Source organism: Proteus sp. G2673 (assembly GCF_009915125.1).
Taxonomy (GTDB): domain Bacteria; phylum Pseudomonadota; class Gammaproteobacteria; order Enterobacterales; family Enterobacteriaceae; genus Proteus; species Proteus penneri.
Genome location: NZ_JAABLT010000024.1, coordinates 169,365 through 190,630, shown reverse-complemented (window position 1 = coordinate 190,630; position 21,266 = coordinate 169,365). Strand labels below are relative to the sequence as shown.

Genomic DNA, 21,266 nt, shown 5'->3' with positions numbered 1-21,266 from the left:
ATAACACAATACACCACAAATTATTCCTTGTAAAGGCGTTGACTCTTATGTTTACTCCCCTACATTTGCAAATAAAAAACATAAAAAAAGAGCAAAGTGCGCAATGAATACAAAGGTAGGGATGGACCCTTTGTGTTCAACACTTTGCTCTCTTTATTTATTTACGCACTCCTTACCGAAGTAAAGAGTGCGATTTTCACAAGGCGTATGAAAATACGTTATTTACGTGTGATGTTATTCGCTTTTGGTTGAGCAATTGGAGACTGCTCAGCAAAGTATTTCACGACTGCATCAACATCTGGCACGCTGTAAACTGGATCTTTACCTTCTTTCAGTACAGAGAAGTTACTACCACCTGTTGCTAAGTATTCGTTAGCGACAACACGGTAAGATGCTTTCATATCCACTGGTTTACCGTCAATTTTCATTGATTCAACGATAACACGGTTACCATTAGATGCTTTGCTATCCCATGTGTACTGGAAGTTACCAGATACGGCTAACACTTGTGGACGTGAACGATCCCACTGTTGTTCTAACAGGCGCTTGATTTGCTCACCGGTTAATGTTTGCGTTAACAGTACGTTAGAGAATGGTTGTACAGTGTAGATTGCGTTATAAGAAACGTCACCACCTGTCATATCAGCACGAATACCACCGCTGTTCATAAACGCGATTTGTGCGCCACCCATATCTTTTGGTTTAGCCGTATATAAATGTGCATCAGCAATAACTTGACCCAGTGCAGATTCACCCGCATCGTTAGTTTGCTTAGTTAAATTACCTTCTAACTTACCGATAATACGGTTAGCTAATGGAGTAGCGATTTTTTCGTAAGCTTCTAACAGTTTAGTCACTGCTGGATCTTTTTCATATTTGCGGTTATCAACCCAAATATTACGAGCTTCTACATCAACAACATCTTTTGTTGTTTTATCTAATTTCAGGTCAATACGCGTTAACATTGCACCATTAGATTGTGCAGATGTCACTGATTTACCGTTGATAGTACAGTTGTAAGCTTGGTGAGTGTGACCCGTCACAACGAAGTCAATCGCGGGATCTAATTGATCAACAACACCCAGTACTTTACCCGTAATACCATTACATGCGTTGATATTTACTGGGCCACCATCACGACGCTGTGCTGCACCTTCGTGGATCAACACACCAATCGCTTGAACACCCTGTGCTTTTAACTGAGGTACTAATGCGTTGATGGTTTTTGCTTCGTTATGGAAACTTAAACCTTCAGTACCTTTAGGCGTTACGATTGCTGCAGTACCTTCTAGAGTGACACCAATAAAGGCTACAGGGATCCCGTTAAATTCTTTGATAACATATTCAGGAAATAACGTTTTACCTGTTTCATTAACCGTTACGTTTGCTGATAAGTATTGGAAATCAGCGCCTTTAAACTCAGTTGGACCTTGGCAACCCGTTACTGGGTGGCAACCACCGTTTTGTTTACGCAGTAACTCGCCCATGCCTTTATCAAATTCGTGGTTACCCACAGAAGTTGCTTCTAAGCCGGCTAATGATAATGCTTCGATTGAAGGCTCATCATGGAACATTGAAGATAATAGTGGGCTTGCTCCAACCATATCACCCGCCGCAACCACGATGTTGTTCGGGTTATCTTTCTTCATTTCTTTAATTAACGTAGCCATGTGCTCGATGCCACCAGGTTTGTTTGGACCTGGCGCTTTTAGCGCACCGTGGAAGTCGTTCATTGCGATAACACGCACATCAACAACATTAGCTTCGTCGTAGTTCTTTGCACAACCCGCTAATAAGACTGAGCTTACAGCAAGTGCAACGAGTTTATATTTATGATTCATTTAAAATTTATCCCTAAGATCAAAATTCACGTTTCGGACAATCAATTACTTCGAAATCTTTGCTATAACAGATATAGAATTCATCTCGATTAATTTGAATTTCTTTATCCTTCAGTGATGGATTGTGTTCTTTTAAGAATTTAATCAATGCACTGTTTGAAGGACGGCCTTCTGGTAATACTAACGCTTCATACAACTCTTTTTGTTTACCAAAAAATGCATCTGGTGTATCAAATGCACACACACCATGTTTTTCCCATTCACCTTGTAACAGATCGATACCCGGAGAATCACACAGATAAGGTTTGATAGCAGAGTATTCTAAAGGAGGTAAATCGCCTTTACATAAACGAGGATGCTTGCGTATGTCTTTCCAATCACGGCACTCTTCCCATGATTTACCATCACAGGTTTCAGCCCACAGCCCATGAACAATCCAACCAAATTTATTATCAGAGAAGCATTGGATTTCAAATTTATCGTACTCACGTTTTGCCCGATCTTTTTCATTATCGTTATTTAAACGTTTAATGTTATTACTTTTATAATCACAAAAAGCGGGTGAGTAGTTAATCGCTAACTTAAAGTAATCTGTCGATGCTGTGCTGTTTTGACCATAGCGATCATTAGCAGCAATGTAGTCGTAAGGTGCTGTTGGTGCATCAGGTACAATACAAGATACGCCTTCAACTAATTTAGCTTGAGGTTTTAATGGTTCTGTAATTTCAGGTGCTTGCGTTGCACATCCTGCTAGCACTAAAGCAAAAGCCGCAGGTAATAGCTTTATAAAGCGCATAAAATCCCCTTAAAGTGTCATAAATGCCACTCTTTTGGTTCAAAAAGGTAAGAAAAACCTACCCTGAACGGGCAGGTTTGATAGCTTATTTCTTCTCAGTTAGATCAATTTTGTAAATTGCAAAACCGATTTCATCATTTCCCACAAAAGTCATTGGGTATTGAGCGAAATCTTTAATAAATGCAGCGGCTTTTTCACTTGGAGAAGTTTCAAAACGTACATCTAATACTTTATCAGTCTTAATAGGTAAGAATGACCAGTTGTTCGCGGCTTTAGTTACCACTTCACCGTTTTCTTTCGTTTGTTTTGCAATATAAGACGCTAAAATTGCACGGTTTTCATCTGGAGAAGCAAACGCAATATTCGCTTCACCTGTACCAGCAAACTTACCGCCGTATCCACGGTAGTTATTTGTTGCGATCAGGAATGTTGCTTTAGGATCGATTGGTTTGCCTTCGTAAGTGACTTCTTTGATACGATTCGCATCTTTATTAACCACTTGGCAATCAACGTCATATTTAGCTGGTTGAGTTAAGTCAACTTTATAGTTCACACCACTAATGGTGTCGAAGTTATAAGTACGGAAACCATCCCAGTTGATCAGTTCTTGTGGTTTAGTTGAGTTAGGATCAACTTGGTTCCACATACCCGCTGAACATTCTAACCACTCAACAACATCCGCACCGGTCGCTTTAACAACCACTAATGTGTTTGGATACAGATATAAGTCTGCAGCGTTACGGAATGTTAAGTCACCTTTTTCAACTTCTACGAAGTCTGCTGGTGCATTTTTACGACCACCCGCTTTAAATGGCGCAGCTGCACCTAATACTGGTAAACCGTCTAAGTTCGGATCACCTTGAATAAAGTGTTTGGTGTAATCAACTTGTGCATCATTAACGATTTGTACAGTTGGATCGCTTTGTACTAATGCTAAGAAGCTGTACATGTTGGCAGATGCTTTACCAATGTGTTTACCTACGAAATCACGGGTACCTTGGTGTGCTTTTTCAATGATTTGAGCTAATTCAGCATCACGTTCAACTAATGCTTTTTTGTTTGCTTTATCAAAGATAGGACGTGCTTCACCTGTTGCTTCCGTCATCACCCATTTACCGCTGTCGTTATTGATAACCATATCAACGACACCTAAGTGATCACCCCATTGGCCAGGCATAACAGCAGGAACACCGTTTACCGTCCCTTTAGCAACATCAACACCTTTAATGCCTTCAAATTCTTTGCTTGGGAATACGCCATGAGCGTGACCAAACATGATTGCATTGATGCCTTCAACTTCACTTAAATAATAAACAGAGTTTTCAGCCATTGCTTTGTACGGCTCTGACGCAAAACCAGAGTGAGGAATAGCCACAATCAGGTCAGCACCCTCTTTTTTCATTTGAGGGACGAATTTTTTCGCTGTTTCTGTAATATCATTTACAACGACCTTACCATCCAGATTGGCTTTATCCCAGATTAAGATCTGTGGTGGTACGAAGCCGATATAACCAATCTTGATAGTGTGTTCTTTACCATCACGATCTTTTACTGGTGTATCAACAATGATATAAGGTGTGAAATAGTTTTTGCCTGTTTTCGCATCCATCACGTTGGCGTTGATGTAAGGGAATTTAGCACCAGCAATGGCTTTTTTCAGGTAATCTAAACCATAGTTAAATTCATGGTTACCAAAGTTACCGACTGTGTAGCCCATGGTGTTCATCAGCTGGTGAGCTGGATGAGATTCGCCTTTTTCTAAGCCTTTAGCTGCTTGATAGTCAGCCAGTGGGCTACCTTGGATCAAGTCGCCGTTATCAACTAGAATCGCATTGGTTGCTTCAGCTTTTGCTGCTTTAATTAAATTAGCAGTACGAACATAACCAAACTGTTCTGTTGGTTTGTCTTTGAAGTAGTCAAAGTCGATTAAGTTACTGTGAACATCAGACGTCTCCATAATACGAAGATCGACTGTCGCAGCATTCACGTTGAATGCGACAAACATTGCTAATGTTGAAATTTTCAACACATTCTTAACCATTACACACCCCTTATATATTGGTTAACAGGAGAGCGAAATCGCTCTCCTTTGGTTACTTCTGTCAAACGGTAATGCTTTTGTCAGGACTAGAAGTACAGACGCATACCCGTTTCGAAGATATATTGTTTTTTATCTTCATAAGCTGGGTTTTCGCTACGTGCATCATCATATGCCATTTCAGCGAATAAACGTAAATTGTTGTATTTAGATACTGCAAAACGTTTATCTACACCCACAGTATAGGTTTCTTTTTTGTAGTTGAACGTGTTTGCATCACCATCACGCAGGTAGTAACCGGCATACATACCGCTTTCGATACGATCCCAATGCCATTTTACGCCAATACCGTATAGATCTGCTTTCCAATCGCCTTTGACTGAATTCCATTTGTAATCTTTTTCAGGTGTCCCTTCTTTTAAAGTTAAACCTGAGTTTTTACCACGAGACTGACCGTAGTCTAAACCAATAGAGAACTCACGACCTGGGAAGAAATATTCTGCACCAAATGCTAAGATGCTATTTTCTGGTTTTTTATTACCAACAACGCTATCTGGGTATAAGTTTGGTTCACCAATTGCGGCAGAATAACCTGCATCAAACTCTAAACCGAAGGTTGATTTATAGAAACCAACGACTGAGTATGCATGACGAATATCCCCAACCTTACGATCACCACCTTTGCCATCGCCATCATTATCTTTACCATCTTTACCTGTTAAGGTGGCCGCTAATTTAAAGCCTTCATAACGGTTAGTTTCAACAAAAATAGTTTGTGGTAAACGGGTCATAAAGTTGTTTTTACCAACACCTTTACTTGAATAACCTACAGCACGACCTAATACATCGCTAAAGTAGAATACCCCTGTATTACCATAGCCATAGCTTGATTTTTTCACCCAATCGATTGGAATATAAGTACGACCAAACTGAATTTGACCATAATCACGATGAGAGAAACCAACGTAGCCAACACGGTTATAGAGATCAAAGTTGGTATAAGAGTTTTCACTGTTTGTTTTTTGAGTGTCTGAGCCCCACTCTAATTTACCAAAAACTTTGATATCGTTAGTCAGTTCGTGTGAACCAAAGAAACCGATACGGCTACCGTCATCACGCATACGCATTTCGTGATCTTTGCTAGTCACTTGTGTTTTTAAACGGAACTGACCGTTTACATCAAAACGTGTACCTTTATCGTTATACACGTTTACTGCGTTTGCCGATCCAGAAAGAACCAACAACCCAACCAGTGCTGCTAGAGGCTTCAAGCTTTTCATGATTAAAATACCCATCTATTTTCTATAGTTTTATGATTTCCTTTTTAAGGTTAAAAATAATACCGCCGTCTATCATTAACCCTAAATTCAGTTCAAAGAGCCGCCGCCACGGATCTCAAACAAGAAAATCGCTTTTACAACTGATCATTTTTATAACAACTATTATTACTCTACTTATTTTCTTATAGGCTTTCATTTCCTTGACACAGAGATATTCACCAATAAGACACAAAAATAATATCCTCATTATATTTAAATAAGGGCATTGCTTTTATTTCTGTTAGGAAAAGAAATAGGTTGTTGAGTTTTCGTTGGCATGTTACTCAAAAAAAAGCCCTTCTTTCGTGATGCAGCCCACAATTACACCAATGTGCATTTTCATGATTACATACCCAAGTGACAGGTATCACAATTAAAGGTAAAGATACGTGTTTTTTGAACTTAATCAACTTTTTAAAAATAGTACTTTTGAATTTTTCTTTTATATTTCATTTCTTTATAAGACTCTTTTTTTTGCTAATAAAAAATTTATCTCCTTATTTAATATATTTAAAAGGAAGTATTAATTTTAACCACTAAATAAATAACACTAAAGATTTAAATATTGTTCTTTCTAATTAATAATTTTTTATCTTTATATTTATTTCTTATTTAAATAAAAGCAAAATCACATTTAAATACAATTTAACTAGTGGTAACGCGTAACACTCACTCAAAAAAAGAATAATTAGCTACAAATATTAAAAAGAGAAGCACAAGAACACCATTCAATCACAATATCTAATCAATGCATAAAGGTGACAAAGAAACACTGAAAAACATTACAAATGTTAAACTATAACCCAAGTTAATATAAAAAGACCAATCGTGCTATTTTGACGATATTTAAAAAATAAATGTTCAATTTTGTGATCTAAGTCACCACGTTATTTGTGAAAAATCACTCTTTATATTTTCTTTATTTTGTGACAATTATCACAATAGAACGTCAAGAAGATTTTTGTTTTGTAAATTAATGCAGAGATAAATCTGAAAGTGATTTCATATTGTAAACAAAAAATAGTGTAAAGATAAAATTACGTGATTAATATCACATAAAAAATTATGCTAAAAATTACGTTATTCCATTATTAATACTCTTAGTTAATTTAACTTAAATAAGAATAAAAATCATTATCATTTAGTAATTTTACTGATTATTCGTTTCAGCTTTTCTCTTTTTTATTAAATAACATTATGGATATTTTCTTTTAAGGGATATTACCTTTTAGATACCCTCAACATTCAGTATCATAATGCGGTAAATAATGATTAAGGGGAATGTCAAATGCTGTGGTTTAAAAATATTTTGGTCTATCGCTTAAATAAAGAGATAGCACTGTCAATGGATGAGTTAGAACAACAGCTTGCTTCATTGGCATTCACACCTTGCAGTAGCCAAGATATGACCAGAACAGGTTGGGTTTCACCGATGGGCGATCGTGGTGAAGCGCTTATCCATGTTGCAGGCAAACAAGTCATGATGTGTGCACGGAAAGAAGACAAAATCTTACCTGCGACAGTCATTAAACAAGCACTGCAAGACAAAGTTGAAAAACTTGAAGGTGAACAAGGTCGTAAACTGAAAAAAACAGAGAAAGCCACCTTAAAAGATGAAGTGATACATACCCTACTTCCTCGTGCATTTAGTAAATTCTCACAAACATTTATTTGGCTAGATTTAGAAAAACAACTCGTTATTGTTGATTCAGGCAGTGCAAAACGTGCTGAAGATAACTTAGCCTTGCTACGTAAAACATTAGGTTCATTACCCGTAGTACCACTGAATTTTAATGAATCTGTTGAATTAAAAATGACAGAGTGGGTACGCTCTGGAGAACTTCCAGCCGGTTTTACCTTGATGGATGAAGCGGAGCTAAAAGCAGTGCTAGAAGAAGGCGGTGTTATTCGTTGTAAAAAACAAGAACTAGTTTCTGACGAAATTGCGACACATATTGAAGCAGGAAAATTTGTCACCAAACTTTCTGTCGATTGGGAAGATCGCCTTCAATTTATGCTATGTGATGATGGCTCTATCAAACGTATTAAATTCAGTGAGACTTTACGTGAGCAAAATGATGATATTGATAAAGCCGATTTCGCCCAACGTTTTGATGCTGATTTTGTTTTAATGACGGGTGAATTAAGTGCACTGATTGAACGAGTCATTGAAGTGCTAGGTGGCGAAGCCGAATAATAACCTTTTCTCAAGAAAACAGCCTATCATTCACGATGTATAGGCTGTTTTTTTATCTAATAAAAATATAATTTATTTTTGAATTAAATAACGAATAGTTGGACCATCTTGTTGAATATCTAACACGGTATAACCATAGTTTTTCGCATCAAGTGGAATATTATTGATTGATTGAGGGCAATCACTCACCACTTCTAATATTTCGCCTTTTTTCAGTGATGGCATGGCTTCGAGTGTTGCCACCGCAGGATAAGGACAAGGTTCACCGACCATATCTAGACGATAATCAGGAATAATAGTGTCTTTCTGGCTCATGCAATTTCCTTATTAATCTGCGTTGAAATAGATTGTGCTTGTTGGGCTTTTTTACGGAAAAAGTGTTTTTCCCACCAAAGTAATAATGCAAATGACACACCAAGCATCAGATACGTCACACCTAATCCCCCCACAGGGCCAAAGGTATCAAGTAAATTAATTTTGTCATAATCCGTTGCGATCACTGAGGCAAAATCATCCCAATAATAAGCCAGTAATGTTGAACCGATTACGTTACCTAATCCAACCCACCAAAAGTGAATTTGACCTTCAACGGCACGATACATCCATCCTGTTTCACACCCACCAGCAAGTACAATACCGAAACCAAAGAGTAAGCCACCAATGACAGCATTCGGCCCTGCCCACATAATTTTCGGTGATGCACCTAATTGCACATAACTGAAGATCCCAATGGCACTGACTGCCATACCGATGATAATCGCTTTTGCCATATGGGTTCTGCCTGTTATCCATAAGTCACGGAAAGCAGAAGTAAAACAGATTTGCGCACGTTCAATTAAAATACCAAAACCAATACCGCCTAGCATCGCAAAACCTAGTTTTGGTGAATCAAAGAGAATAATTAAAGACCACGCAATCATGGCAAAAAAGATAACCATTCCCAATCTAAAACGACGTTTCGCACGTTGTTTATCTTGAGTAATTGGTGAAGCTTGGCTGACTTTTTGCAATTTTACTGGAATACGGAACAGAGGCATCAATGATAACTTGGCGCCAAAGTAAGAACCAACTGCCGTTGCAACCGCAAAAAACCAAGCATGTAAAGAGAACTGAGGAATACCCGTAAAGAAGGCGGCAAGGTTACAGCCCATTGCTAGACGAGCACCAAAACCAGCGATGATCCCACCTAGAACTGCTTGAAGAATACGAATTTTATGTTGAGGATGGCGAAGTTTGACATTGTTGGCCCAAAGAGCTGCCATAATACAACCGCCAAACATCCCGATAATCATCACACCATCAATACGCGTTAATGGTGTACCTTCAAGACCAATGATTTTAAAATAACCCCATTCTTCAGGATGAGCACCAAACCATTGCATTACGTGACCGCCCCAACGAGTAAATTCACCCGTGACAGCCCAAAAAGTGCCGGTTAAACCAAAATAGTAAGTTGATAAGATACCTGCCGCGATCACTGCTGGAAGGGGCTTCCAAAAACGGATCAGGTACTGGGATTTAAATTCTGACCAAGACATGTTTTTTCCTAGAACTTACCTCTACGAGAGACCCTCTCCACGCAGTAGGATTGGCTGCACATGTTACTCCGATAATTTTTTTATCAAAGAGTCAATATTCAGATAAATGAGAGAAATTTGCGTTATAACAAATTTTTTGTAACAGATAGGGGACTTATCCCACTTATAAATCGTCTGATCATTCAATCTATAAGCGGGAAAGAAGTGATTAGCAAATACGAGGTAATGGTTCGTTATAAGGTAAGTCAAGGATCCGACTAGTCCCGAAAATTCCTGTTAATCGAATATAATTATCCTCGGTAACTTCACCGATAGTACAAGCGTCTTTACCTAAAGTATGTTGATGTAATGCTTCAAGTACTTGGGCTTCAGCTTCTGGGGATACCACTAAAACAATTTTTCCTTCGTTAGCAAAATTCAGTGCTTCAAGCCCTAATAATTCACAAACGCCACGAACAGATTGTTTCATTGGTAATTTATTTTCATGCACATTCATGCCACAACCACTGGCTTGAGCAAACTCATGTAAAATTGCAGTCACTCCGCCTCGTGTTGCATCACGTAATGCACGAATACCTTTAATTTGACGTAGCGGCGCAATCATTGGCTCAAGAACAGCACAATCACTTTGTAGGTCCGCTTCTAATCCTAAGTTTTCACGAAGATTCAGAATTGTTGCCCCGTGATCACCAATCGTACCGCTCACTAAGATCTTATCACCAGCTTTGATATTACTTGCAGCCCAATTAATTGTGGTTGGAATAACCCCAATACCCGCAGTATTAATAAAGATCTTATCTGCAGCACCACGAGGAACCACTTTTGTATCTCCGGTAACAATTTGTATTCCTGCTTGCGTTGCTGCTTTCGCCATCGCCATAACAAGGGTTTCGAGGGTTTCAAATGGAAGCCCTTCTTCAAGAATAAAACCACATGAAAGGTAACGAGGAACCGCACCACCAACAGAAAGATCGTTAGCCGTACCACAAACAGATAATTTACCAATATTTCCACCAGGGAAAATAATGGGATCAATGACATAGCTGTCTGTACTAAATGCAAGACGATCGCCAAGCGTAGTTAACTCATTTAACGCGATCCGTGCTTGATCTTCTTTTTCATTTAATAATGGATTATCGAACGCTTTTAAAAACAGGCCTTCGATCAGTTGTTGCATACCTTGCCCACCATTTCCTTGGGCTAAAGTGATTTCATCGGGTTGTTTCATATATTACCTTCACGGCGATACTGATAATAAGCCGCACATGCACCTTCTGATGATACCATCAAGGCACCCAACGCCGTTTCTGGTGTACAACTTTTACCAAAGAGTGGGCAATCGGAAGGTTTGCATCGTCCTGTTAACACATCGCCACAGCGAGATTGTGGATTATCTGCCACTTTTTGTGGTGCGGGTGTAAAACGTAATTCAGCATCAAACTCAGAATAAGCTGGTGTTAATTGAATACCTGACATTGGGATTTCACCCAATCCACGCCATTCACTGGTTTCTTTTAACATAAACACTTCACTAAGTGCTTTTTGAGCCAACTTATTACCTTCGTTTGGTACAATGCGACTATATTGGTTTTCAATACTTAAAACATAATCTGCATTTTCTGCTTTTGCTTTAAGCTGTTTAATAACCATCAGTATAGCTTGCAATAAGTCTAACGGTTCAAATCCTGTCACCACAAAAGGCTTTTCAAATTCATCACATAGCGGTTGATATGGTGTACAACCAATTACCATACTCACATGTCCCGGTGCAATAAAGCCATCAATGCGAACATCATCTTGCTCAAGTAGACAACGTAAAGTAGGTACGATAGTAATGTGCTGACAAAATAGAGAAAAGTTTTTGAGTCCGCGCAATTTCGCTTGTTGTAGCGTCATGGCAGTACTTGGCATTGTCGTTTCAAAACCTAAACCGAAGAAAACAACTTGTTTATCTGGGTTATCTTGTGCAATTTTGAGTGAATCGAGTGGCGAATAAACAATACGAATATCACAACCACGACGACGCGCATCAAGCATTGAGCCATTACGTCCTGGTACTCGCATTGCATCACCAAAAGTACAAAAAATCACGTCAGGACGGGCTGCGATTTCTAAACATGCATCAATTCGCCCCATCGGTAATACACAGACAGGACAACCCGGTCCATGAACAAATTCAATTTCTTCTGGTAATAAGCGGTCTAGACCAAATTTAAAAATGGCATGAGTATGCCCACCACACACTTCCATAATTTGTAATGGACGTGTAATTGGCTGAGGCCATTGTGAAATAGTTTCACGAATTTGGGTCAGTAAAGCTTTCGCAAGTTCAGGATCACGAAATTCATCAACATACTGCATCATCAGCCTCTTCGAGGGTCACACCATAAACATGCTGTAATGCATCAAGGGTATCTTGTGCTTCTTGTTCATCAAGAATACTCATGGCAAATCCCACATGAATAAGTACCCATTTGCCTAATAATTCACTAGGTTCGCCTTCACATACCATCGAAATATTAACAGCACGTTTGACGCCACTGACTTCAGCATAAGCGAGTTGGTGGACGTCTTCGCCCACCTCAACTATTTTAGCTGGAACACCTAGGCACATAAACGACTCTCCAACCAAGTTAACCACTCTTCCATGCCTTCACCTGTTGTTGCTGATAACGCAATGATTTCGATATTTGGGTTAACACGGCGAGCTGATTCAATACAGGCTTGAACATCAATATTCAAATGGGGTACTAAATCAATTTTGTTGATAATCATTAAATCAGACGCAGCAAACATATGCGGATATTTCAGTGGCTTATCTTCACCTTCAGTGACAGAAAGAATAGCCACTTTATGCTTTTCACCCAGATCAAAACTGGCTGGGCACACTAAGTTACCCACGTTTTCAATAAAGAGAACGCTATTGTCTTGTAAGCCTAATTGGTGTGTCGCATCATGCACCATTTGAGCATCAAGGTGACAACCTTTACCTGTATTCACTTGGATCGCAGGTACACCGGTTTCACGGATACGATCCGCATCATTGGTGGTCTGCTGATCGCCTTCGATCACGGCGCAAGGAACACGTTGCGCTAACTGTTTTAACGTTTGTGTTAACAGTGTGGTTTTGCCAGAACCGGGGCTTGAAACGAGGTTTAATGCCAACACATTTTGTTGTTCAAAATGTTCGCGGTTATGAACAGCAATTCGGTTATTTTTATCTAACACATCCATTTCAATTTTTAGCATACGCTTTTGGCTAATACCGGGAGCATGTGTCCCTGCTTCACCTTGGCCATAATGCATATTCTGATTTTCAATCACTGGGCTAAATTGCTCTTCATGCTCATGATCGTGCTGATGTTCGTGAGAGTGACTATGTGAATGGTCGTGGCTGTGTGAATGGTCGTGATCATGATGATGATCGTCATGTCCATGATGATGTTCATGGAAAACAGGTGTTTCGTTTAGCTGTGCATCGTTATGAAAATGGAGGTGAACATCACCACTGTTATGATAATAGTGATGATGAACAATGATAGGCTGACCATTGGTCTCGTAGTTATGCTTATGCTTTTGTTCAGACTTATCAATATATTTATGAACAGTATTCGCTGGAGTAGCATTGTGTTCATGATGGTGATCATGCCCATGATGGCCGTGATCATGATGATGACCGTGGTCGTGATGATCATGGTCATGAGAGTGATGATGGTGGTGCTCATGTGAATGAGGTTCTACACCTTCAATTCTGACATTGCCTTCACCACAACCGCAAGTGCTACACATATTCTGACTCCTGTACTATTCAATAAGAAGAATGTGACTCTGTGTCGCGTAAAATTTCTACTCTATGATCTTAACTGACCACGGAAGAGAGAACGACGACTTAAATCAACTTCTGCTACGGATTGTGTCTGAACAGGAAGAGAAAGAGCCATTTTTACACTATTTTCAACCAACTCAACAGCATGTTCCGCTGCTAAATGTCTATCAAGTGGCGACATTAATGAACAAGCAAGGTACTGCATTCCCTCGGCAAGCTCACCCACAACGAATTTTATCTGACCACATGGTAATTCTAACCCAATGCGATCACCTACTTTTCGGTGTGGCCATTCTTGTGAAGGCCCCGGGAAAACGACAAGCTCTAACATCCAAGGAGTAAGAACAGCACCAATCCACTGATTTTCAAATAAAGTAAAGCCTCCCGCTTTTACAGGAATGCCTTCACGATAAAAAGGAAGCCCTTTCATCTCTTTGTCAGCGATTTCACTAAAACGCGCTTCAAGTTGCTCAACAGGCGGTTCATCATATCCTATGATATCCCAGCTTAATTCATTCATGCTGTTACCTCTTTAGGTGTGACAGAAATGCCATATTCACGCAAAATATTCACGACATGTTCTAGTGCTATTTCCATTGATTTCTCACCAATGTCAGACAGCGACATGCTTGGCTCTAATGATGCAGGTTCAATTCCCACTAAAATCAGTTTACGTGGAAATTCATCTGTCATACGCAGTGCCATTAATACATCAGATAAACCTAGCTGATGAGGCGAGATCTTCTGTGTAAAAAGTGCTGGAACATCATCATCATGTAACACAAAAATACTGCCTGGTTCATGATTACTTCTCACCGCATCAGCAACAATCAGGAGATCTCTTGCAGCGATATCTTGCAAGATTTCCATACCTGATGTGCCACCATCAATAACATCGACGTTCTCTGGTAAAGAGAAGCGCTCTTCGAGCGCTTCTACTATACGAACACCAATGCCTTCATCGCTTAGTAATAAATTACCAATGCCTAAGACGAGAGTTCGCATTATAATACCTTCACCTTACTAAGTTCTTTACCTGTTAAATCAACCATATGCACAGCACACGCCATACATGGGTCAAAGGAGTGGATCGTTCTTACCACTTCCAATGGTTTTTTCGGATCAGCAACAGGTGTACCAACAAGAGATAACTCATAAGGACCCGGTTCATCATTAAAGTTACGAGGACCCGCATTCCATGTTGATGGAACAACTGCCTGATAGTTAGTGATTTTACCGTCTTTAAACACGATCCAGTGAGATAACATACCGCGAGAAGCTTCTTCAAAACCAACACCACGATACTCTTTGCCTGGTTCAAACTCTGGTTTAATAAAGGCAGCAGTATCACCACGACCAATATTATCAACCAATGATTGCCATAAGAAGTTTAGAGAATCTTGTAATACGCAAGCATGAACAGTACGTCCAATAATACGACCCCAAGTTGACTCTAACTGCTCATTAACCAGTGTTTCACCGGTTAATTTAGTATAGATTTCATTAACTTCGTTATAGTGTTTAACAGTTCCTTCATGCTTACCTGCTAAACCACATACTAACCATGCTAATGTTCCCACTTCGACAGGTTTACCATAGAATGTTGGTGATTTAACCCATGAGTATTTATTGTTTTCATCCCAACCAGTATATTTAGGACGAGTTAAACCTTCCCATGGTTTTAATGGTTCATCATCTTCATACCATGCGTGTTTACCACTTTCTTCAATACCCTCTTTCAAGTTTTCATCTTTCCAGTTTTTAATTGGACGATACGTTGAGAAATCAACGCCTTCCATATAACCACCAGATAATAAAAACTCGGTATTATTACCGTTGATTGGTAACTCAGGTACAGATAAATAGTAGTTCGCACCTTTACCAATTTTTAGCCACTCTGGGTAATAAGCAGCAAAAATTGCAGTATCGACTTTATAAACTTGTTCAATAAAATCGCCAAGATTATCGATAAAGTGCTTCACATACATTAAACGTTCTAAGTTAAGAACACTTGGTGCATCAAGGTTAATTGGGTTAGCAACACCACCCACAGCCAAGTTTTGAATATGAGGTGTTTTACCACCAAGAACCGCTACAATACGGTTTGCATCACGCTGACATTCAAGTGCTTGCAGATAGTGAGCAACAGCAATCAGGTTAACTTCTGGTGGTAATTTCATGGCTGAGTGACCCCAATAGCCATTGGCGAAAATACCTAACTGACCGCTGTCAACCAGATCTTGAATTTTCTTCTGAACTTTTCTGAATTCTTCAGCAGAGTTCAATTGCCACTTAGAAACACCTTTCAGCATTGCTGACGCTTTTTCAGGATCTGCTTGTAATGCCGAAGTAATATCAACCCAGTCCATCGCAGAAAGCTGATAGAAGTGAACGATATGGTCATGAAGAATATGAGAAGCCAAAATAATATTACGGATATACTGCGCATTGACAGGAATATCCATACCTAAGGCATCTTCAACAGCACGTACTGAGGCAATTGCGTGAACTGTCGTACAAACACCACAAATACGTTGCACGATTATCCATGCATCACGAGGATCGCTTCCTTTTAGGATCTCCTCCATTCCGCGCCACATGGTACCGGAAGACCAAGCCTTAACAACTTTTCCGTTATCAATTTCACAATCGACGCGTAAATGCCCTTCAATACGGGTAATAGGATCAATAGTAATGCGTTGGCTCATGATTTAACCTCAGCCTTTTTTAATTGTATATTTGAATCTGTTTGTGCAGGTAAAACCGGCAATAAACGGATAATAAGAATGTAAGCTGTTACTTCAAATGCAACGAAACCAATAGAAATCAGCAATTCGCTTGCTGTTGGGAAATAGTGGTAACCATTGCCTGGATTGTAAGCAACTAAAGAGTAGTTCATACGCCACATTGCTGCGCCAATTAAGATAAATAAAGCACAAACAAACAGCATTCTTGGACTACGGCGGTTATTATTTAAATGCATCAAAATGAGAGGAATTAATAACAATACACTTTCAGCAATGAATAACCACGAGAACATATCTCCATTTCCGATATAACTCAGTTTGCCGTTCCAAATAATTTCACCCCAGCGACATACCAAGAATGCGATCAGTAACACTTCGATCACTTTTGTTAACTTGGTAAATAGCGGTGTTTCATCATCATTCATGGTACGGCTTGCTTTTAATAAAGAGCCTTCAAAAATAACGATAGTGAAACCAAGGAGGAAAGCCGTTAACAGAGAAAACAACGGTAACATCTCATAAGATTGCCACAATGGATGTACTTTCCAACCCGCTGAAATCATTAATGATCCCATTGAAGATTGGTGCATGGTTGGCAGTAAAGCACCAAGACCAATAATAAAGAACATCGCTTTGTTAAGACGTTTCAACGACACTTTCCAGCCTAAACGTTCTAATAACGCAGGTAAGAATTCTAATGCCATCACCATAATGTAGATGGTCATACAGGTCGCTGTTTCAAACAACACGGAGTTAACGTTAAAGTATTGCGGCATAAAGAAGTGAGGCATGTTCCAATAACGACCGATATCAATAGCAATGGATAAACCACCTAATGAATAGCCGAACAAGCTCGCTAACAATGCAGGGCGCACTAATGGGTGAAATTCCCCTTTATTAAAGACATAAACAGCCCATGCAAGTGCCCAACCACCACATGCAAAGCCTGTTCCTATCAATAAGTCAAAGGCAATCCAGATACCCCAAGGATATCCCCCATTCAGATCAGAGACGTCGCCCAGACCTAATACCAAACGCTTACCAATAAGAATAAAACCGAGCACAGCAAGCGGTAAAAATACTCTTACTGCGAGAGTAAATAACTTACCGCCAAGTGGACGAGGATCATGACTCGACATCGTTATCCTCCTTGTGGTGTTCCTGCTCTTGTTTTTTACTATTACGGTTAACCAGATAGGTGATCCCTGCAAGGGCTGCTATTGGTAATACCATGCCTTTATAAAGCGTATGTTGAATATGCTCAGAACGTGCACCCGTTGATAATGGTGCGACTTCTGGCATTCCTAAATTGTCGAAAGGAACAGCAGAAAGTACCATAACTTGCGTACCACCACCTTCAAACTCACCATAGATATGATCTTGATATTCAGGAATTTTATGCAGATAAGTATCGCCACCACTAATGGTTTGACGTGGGTAATGATATTCTTCACCCGCTTTTTTCGCTAAACGACGTTTTGCTTCTTCAAGCAATTCTTCTCGTGTACCGAAAATAACCGCACCAGTTGGACACACTTCAACACAACCTGGTAATAAGCCTTTATCTAAACGCTCAACACCTTTTTGGTTACAAAGCTCACATTTATAGAGCTTACCAAATGGATCGTCATAGTCGTATTTTGGAATGTTATAAGGGCATCCCACCATACAGTAACGACAACCTGTACAGATATCCGCGTGATAATGGACAATACCGGTTTTTGGATCTTTGATTAACGCAGAAACAGGACAAACAGAAACACAGTTTGCATCAACACAATGCATACATTGTTTCTTAATAAAGGCATAACCGTTTTCCAGTTGGTCTTTATTTTCACCAGTACCATCACGCCAAATTTGAATAATGTTATTTGTGTAAGGACTTAATTTGTCATTGTTTGACCAAATCGGATCACCATTAGCGTAAGTATCACCACGCTCCATTGGCTCCGGGTGATTAATTTCCTGACATTTTGTGACACATGCTTGACAGCCTACACACAGTGTAGAGTCATAGAGCATACCGAGAGACCCAGGAATTGGGGGACGGTTCTGCGCCGCAGCATGACTCACAGTGGGTGCCATTCCCGCAAGAAGAACCCCACCTGATGCCAGCTTAAAGAAATGACGCCTATTCACCGTTTATCCTCCTGTGAGGCTCCTGTGGCATTCTTGTCACGGCCTAATTGACGCACAGCCATCACACTGACACCCGCAACTGCACCCACGACAGCACCCAGTAAACCAGCTGCACCATAAGAGACACCGCCACCTTCTTTTGCATTAACATCAGGCACTTGTGCTTTTGGTGTTGGCTGATAAACGTTCGCTAATTGGAAAATACCTTTAGTAAAGCCAATCCCTTCTTCGTTACATCCGTAACAAGGGTGACCGATACCCACAGGCCAAATTCCACCACCGACATCACAGAATTCCAATGTTGGGCAGTTACCATAGGTTTCAGGGCCTTTACAGCCTAAATGGTATAAACACCAACCTTGACGATGACCTTCATCACCAAATTCTTTAGCAAAACGACCCGCATCAAAATGAGGGCGACGTTCACAGTTTTCGTGAATTAAACGCTCATAAGCAAAAAGCGGTCTGTTTTTGCTATCTAACTTAGGCAATTTGTTGAAAGTAATAATATGTGCAACAGTTGCTAAGAAGTTATGTGGATTTGGTGGACATCCTGGAATATTAATCACGGTTTTACCCGGTAAAATTGCTTCCAATGATTTAGCCCCTGTTGGGTTACCCCCAGTTGCTGGCACACCACCCCATGCAGAACATGAACCAATTGCAATAATCGCAGCAGCCCCTTCAGCGGCTTCTTTGATATGCTCAAGAATAGGTTTTCCTGCAACCATACAGTAAACACCGCCATCTTTGTCTGGGATTGAACCATCGACAACGAGAACGTACTTACCTTTATATTTCTCCATCGCATTGTGTTTATTTTCTTCAGCTTGATCACCAAAAGCTGAAGAAAGCACTTCATGATATTCAAGTGCGATAACATCAAGTACTAGGTTTTCCAGAGTCGGGTGAGTTGCACGTAATAAAGACTCCGTACACCCTGTACACTCCTGAGCACCAATCCAGATAACGGGTGGGCGTTCAGGTGACACCATTGCTTCTGACATTTCTGCGGCTGCTTTGCCGCTTAATCCCATGGTAGCTGACAACGCAGCACACAATTTCATAAAATCGCGTCGGTTAATACCATGATGGGAAAAAACATTATTCCCCAAGGCCATATATCTCTCCTGATATGATGATTTTTAATTGGAATAATTTTAAAACACCGCCTTTTTAACACTCCGACACAATAATGACTTGATCATTATCAAGCGATAATTCATTAAAAAATAAATTATTCCTTTATGTGAGTAAAAACGTTTCAGCAATATAAAGTTTAATGCCTACTTTTTATATATTTCGTCATTTTAAATTTATTAAAATACTATTTAATAATGATAAGGAGAATAGAAATAATTATCATTACTTCAAAAATACAGGGAAGAATAAAATTTAAACTCTTATTAATTAACAACTTACAAACAAGACAAAAAACAAACAATTTATAAGACAATATATTTAAAATAATACAAAATTAATAATTAATATTTTCCACTTTCTAAAATCCTTTATTAAAAACAAGTTTTAATATATTTTTTAATTATAATGACGACTCTTTTTTTCATATTATCAACCTTTATATTACATTATAAATAATGTTAAAAATTGCATTTCATAAACAAGAAATCATTACATTAATATATTTAATTTCAGCCTATTTTAATTACTAATTTATCCAATCTTCATTTGTTATTATTTTTCAATCATTATTACTCTGTTTACTTTTTAGTCAAAAATTGACCTATTTTTCTTATCATTTTTCATATAGTTATATATATATTCGTTTTTGGAATAAGCCAATACCCTAGCGCAAAATCGCTATAAAATTAAATACATATTGATGTACGCCAACATTCAAAGATAAGATCATTAATAATTACTAATTAGTACATAATAGTAACCATTTCTTTAAGTTATTTTATAACATATCTAATTTATAACGAAATTAATGCAAATAAAATTTAATGTTAAATCCCTGTTGTTTTTATGGATAAAAAATACAATTTCTCGATAAATAATCCCTTAATGGGGCCTATTTCTTTTTTTTGTGAGAATAGATAAAAGAAGTGGTCATAAATCTAAAAGATTGAGAAATATTTTGTTAACTGTTTGTGTTTTTAATCAAGCAAGATCTCGTGGCTAATAAGCGGTAAATTGAGAATAGGCATCAAAATGCAAAATGATGCATAACCAACACACACTCAGCAGTCCTCGTCTTAGAAGACTCAGTAACAGCAGATATAACAAGCAAAATAAAAAAGCCATAACACCGAAATGTTATGGCTTCTAAATTTATTAAAATAATAAAATGCTATGTGTAGTTCTCTGCCTTTCATGTTTTATTTTACTCACTGCTTATCAAAGATAAGTAGCGGTTTGAATAAGTAAATAAAATCTACTTACCAGAAATTAGAATGACTGAAAACAACGGTCTACCTGGTGCAATAAAAAAATAAGTATCCAAATGAGGATAACTTAGATAATAAATAAATTAGGCGTTATAACACGTTACAGAATATTTCAATTTGTAACGTGGGTGCATTATATCCAATAAGATTTTTTGCGCAAGTTTTTTTACACTTAAATCAAATTAAAATAAAGACATTATAAATCACAAGGTTATAGATAAATTTAACTTTAAAAAGTCGATATCAACAAATCTAAAAATGAAAAAAAATGAAGAGTTAATGAATATTAATGTTAGAGGAGTTCAAATAATGATATCTACTTAGCATTAATTGATTCAGCCAGCTATCTCACAATAAACTTAATTAACTATTTATTCTGTAACTTAATCTATCCATTATTAATATTATTTAATA

At 38.6% G+C, this 21,266-nt stretch carries 17 protein-coding genes; 1 reads left to right on the top strand and 16 read right to left on the bottom strand.

All coding sequences use genetic code 11. The features are described 5' to 3' along the window. Positions 1–218: 218 nt before the first annotated feature. From GWI59_RS15880 to GWI59_RS15865, 4 genes are all read right to left on the bottom strand, one after another. A complete protein-coding gene (locus tag GWI59_RS15880) occupies positions 219–1,841 on the bottom strand; it encodes a bifunctional metallophosphatase/5'-nucleotidase (protein ID WP_006535163.1) in 1,623 nt (540 codons plus the stop codon). A 19-nt stretch (positions 1,842–1,860) separates the two neighbouring features. Then, entirely contained in the window at positions 1,861–2,637 is a 777-nt protein-coding gene (locus GWI59_RS15875) for a ribonuclease T2 family protein (protein WP_109847893.1), read from the bottom strand. A gap of 85 nt (positions 2,638–2,722) precedes the next feature. Further along, complete coding sequence (locus GWI59_RS15870; RefSeq protein WP_072063705.1) at positions 2,723–4,678, bottom strand: bifunctional 2',3'-cyclic-nucleotide 2'-phosphodiesterase/3'-nucleotidase; 1,956 nt, start codon at positions 4,676–4,678, stop codon at positions 2,723–2,725. A gap of 86 nt (positions 4,679–4,764) precedes the next feature. Further along, positions 4,765–5,955 carry a porin gene (locus GWI59_RS15865; RefSeq protein WP_237584375.1) on the bottom strand — a complete coding sequence of 397 codons (1,191 nt, stop codon included), beginning with the start codon at positions 5,953–5,955 and terminating at the stop codon, positions 4,765–4,767. Positions 5,956–7,282: 1,327 nt separating this feature from the next. Between GWI59_RS15865 and rdgC the strand changes: the two genes are divergently transcribed. Further along, a complete protein-coding gene (gene rdgC, locus GWI59_RS15860) occupies positions 7,283–8,191 on the top strand; it encodes a recombination-associated protein RdgC (RefSeq protein ID WP_006535171.1) in 909 nt (302 codons plus the stop codon). A gap of 72 nt (positions 8,192–8,263) precedes the next feature. On the opposite strand, the gene yedF is transcribed toward rdgC, so the two are convergent. The 12 genes from yedF to hybO form a co-directional block, all read right to left on the bottom strand. Next, positions 8,264–8,506 (bottom strand): sulfurtransferase-like selenium metabolism protein YedF, encoded by a 243-nt coding sequence (gene yedF / locus GWI59_RS15855; RefSeq protein WP_006535172.1) that lies wholly within the window; start codon positions 8,504–8,506, stop codon positions 8,264–8,266. Continuing rightward, the gene (yedE, locus tag GWI59_RS15850; protein WP_115065093.1) at positions 8,503–9,729 is read right to left on the bottom strand and encodes a selenium metabolism membrane protein YedE/FdhT; all 1,227 of its coding nucleotides are present in this window, start codon (positions 9,727–9,729) and stop codon (positions 8,503–8,505) included. The genes yedF and yedE overlap by 4 nt, the downstream gene beginning before the upstream one ends. A 208-nt stretch (positions 9,730–9,937) precedes the next feature. Continuing rightward, complete coding sequence (gene hypE, locus GWI59_RS15845; protein WP_006535176.1) at positions 9,938–10,957, bottom strand: hydrogenase expression/formation protein HypE; 1,020 nt, start codon at positions 10,955–10,957, stop codon at positions 9,938–9,940. Beyond that, positions 10,954–12,090 (bottom strand): hydrogenase formation protein HypD, encoded by a 1,137-nt coding sequence (gene hypD, locus GWI59_RS15840; RefSeq protein ID WP_072063709.1) that lies wholly within the window; start codon positions 12,088–12,090, stop codon positions 10,954–10,956. The genes hypE and hypD overlap by 4 nt, the downstream gene beginning before the upstream one ends. Further along, positions 12,077–12,343: a hydrogenase maturation factor HybG gene (gene hybG, locus GWI59_RS15835; protein WP_161725084.1), complete on the bottom strand. Its 267-nt coding sequence runs from the start codon at positions 12,341–12,343 to the stop codon at positions 12,077–12,079. The genes hypD and hybG overlap by 14 nt, the downstream gene beginning before the upstream one ends. Then, on the bottom strand, positions 12,334–13,518 hold the full coding sequence (gene hypB, locus GWI59_RS15830) for a hydrogenase nickel incorporation protein HypB (protein WP_161671089.1): 1,185 nt from the start codon (positions 13,516–13,518) through the stop codon (positions 12,334–12,336). Before hypB ends, hybG begins: the two co-directional genes overlap by 10 nt. Positions 13,519–13,580: 62 nt before the next feature. After that, on the bottom strand, positions 13,581–14,075 hold the full coding sequence (gene hybE / locus GWI59_RS15825) for a hydrogenase-2 assembly chaperone (protein WP_006535183.1): 495 nt from the start codon (positions 14,073–14,075) through the stop codon (positions 13,581–13,583). Further along, entirely contained in the window at positions 14,072–14,560 is a 489-nt protein-coding gene (locus tag GWI59_RS15820) for a HyaD/HybD family hydrogenase maturation endopeptidase (RefSeq protein WP_006535184.1), read from the bottom strand. The genes hybE and GWI59_RS15820 overlap by 4 nt, the downstream gene beginning before the upstream one ends. Continuing rightward, entirely contained in the window at positions 14,560–16,263 is a 1,704-nt protein-coding gene (gene hybC / locus GWI59_RS15815; RefSeq protein ID WP_006535185.1) for a hydrogenase 2 large subunit, read from the bottom strand. The genes GWI59_RS15820 and hybC overlap by 1 nt, the downstream gene beginning before the upstream one ends. Further along, the gene (hybB, locus tag GWI59_RS15810; RefSeq protein ID WP_006535186.1) at positions 16,260–17,441 is read right to left on the bottom strand and encodes a Ni/Fe-hydrogenase cytochrome b subunit; all 1,182 of its coding nucleotides are present in this window, start codon (positions 17,439–17,441) and stop codon (positions 16,260–16,262) included. The genes hybC and hybB overlap by 4 nt, the downstream gene beginning before the upstream one ends. Beyond that, entirely contained in the window at positions 17,428–18,441 is a 1,014-nt protein-coding gene (gene hybA / locus GWI59_RS15805; RefSeq protein WP_161725082.1) for a hydrogenase 2 operon protein HybA, read from the bottom strand. Before hybA ends, hybB begins: the two co-directional genes overlap by 14 nt. Then, positions 18,438–19,562, bottom strand: coding sequence for a hydrogenase 2 small subunit (gene hybO / locus GWI59_RS15800; RefSeq protein ID WP_072063712.1), 1,125 nt, complete (start codon positions 19,560–19,562; stop codon positions 18,438–18,440). The genes hybA and hybO overlap by 4 nt, the downstream gene beginning before the upstream one ends. Between the last annotated feature and the right edge of the window lie 1,704 nt (positions 19,563–21,266).

What these genes read in the sequence shown, in the direction of transcription:
- GWI59_RS15880 (WP_006535163.1), bottom strand. Translation starts at nt 1,841, where the DNA reads ATGAATCATAAATATAAACTCGTTGCACTTGCTGTAAGCTCAGTCTTA.
- GWI59_RS15875 (WP_109847893.1), bottom strand. Translation starts at nt 2,637, where the DNA reads ATGCGCTTTATAAAGCTATTACCTGCGGCTTTTGCTTTAGTGCTAGCA.
- GWI59_RS15870 (WP_072063705.1), bottom strand. Translation starts at nt 4,678, where the DNA reads ATGGTTAAGAATGTGTTGAAAATTTCAACATTAGCAATGTTTGTCGCA.
- GWI59_RS15865 (WP_237584375.1), bottom strand. Translation starts at nt 5,955, where the DNA reads ATGAAAAGCTTGAAGCCTCTAGCAGCACTGGTTGGGTTGTTGGTTCTT.
- rdgC (WP_006535171.1), top strand. Translation starts at nt 7,283, where the DNA reads ATGCTGTGGTTTAAAAATATTTTGGTCTATCGCTTAAATAAAGAGATA.
- yedF (WP_006535172.1), bottom strand. Translation starts at nt 8,506, where the DNA reads ATGAGCCAGAAAGACACTATTATTCCTGATTATCGTCTAGATATGGTC.
- yedE (WP_115065093.1), bottom strand. Translation starts at nt 9,729, where the DNA reads ATGTCTTGGTCAGAATTTAAATCCCAGTACCTGATCCGTTTTTGGAAG.
- hypE (WP_006535176.1), bottom strand. Translation starts at nt 10,957, where the DNA reads ATGAAACAACCCGATGAAATCACTTTAGCCCAAGGAAATGGTGGGCAA.
- hypD (WP_072063709.1), bottom strand. Translation starts at nt 12,090, where the DNA reads ATGCAGTATGTTGATGAATTTCGTGATCCTGAACTTGCGAAAGCTTTA.
- hybG (WP_161725084.1), bottom strand. Translation starts at nt 12,343, where the DNA reads ATGTGCCTAGGTGTTCCAGCTAAAATAGTTGAGGTGGGCGAAGACGTC.
- hypB (WP_161671089.1), bottom strand. Translation starts at nt 13,518, where the DNA reads ATGTGTAGCACTTGCGGTTGTGGTGAAGGCAATGTCAGAATTGAAGGT.
- hybE (WP_006535183.1), bottom strand. Translation starts at nt 14,075, where the DNA reads ATGAATGAATTAAGCTGGGATATCATAGGATATGATGAACCGCCTGTT.
- GWI59_RS15820 (WP_006535184.1), bottom strand. Translation starts at nt 14,560, where the DNA reads ATGCGAACTCTCGTCTTAGGCATTGGTAATTTATTACTAAGCGATGAA.
- hybC (WP_006535185.1), bottom strand. Translation starts at nt 16,263, where the DNA reads ATGAGCCAACGCATTACTATTGATCCTATTACCCGTATTGAAGGGCAT.
- hybB (WP_006535186.1), bottom strand. Translation starts at nt 17,441, where the DNA reads ATGTCGAGTCATGATCCTCGTCCACTTGGCGGTAAGTTATTTACTCTC.
- hybO (WP_072063712.1), bottom strand. Translation starts at nt 19,562, where the DNA reads ATGGCCTTGGGGAATAATGTTTTTTCCCATCATGGTATTAACCGACGC.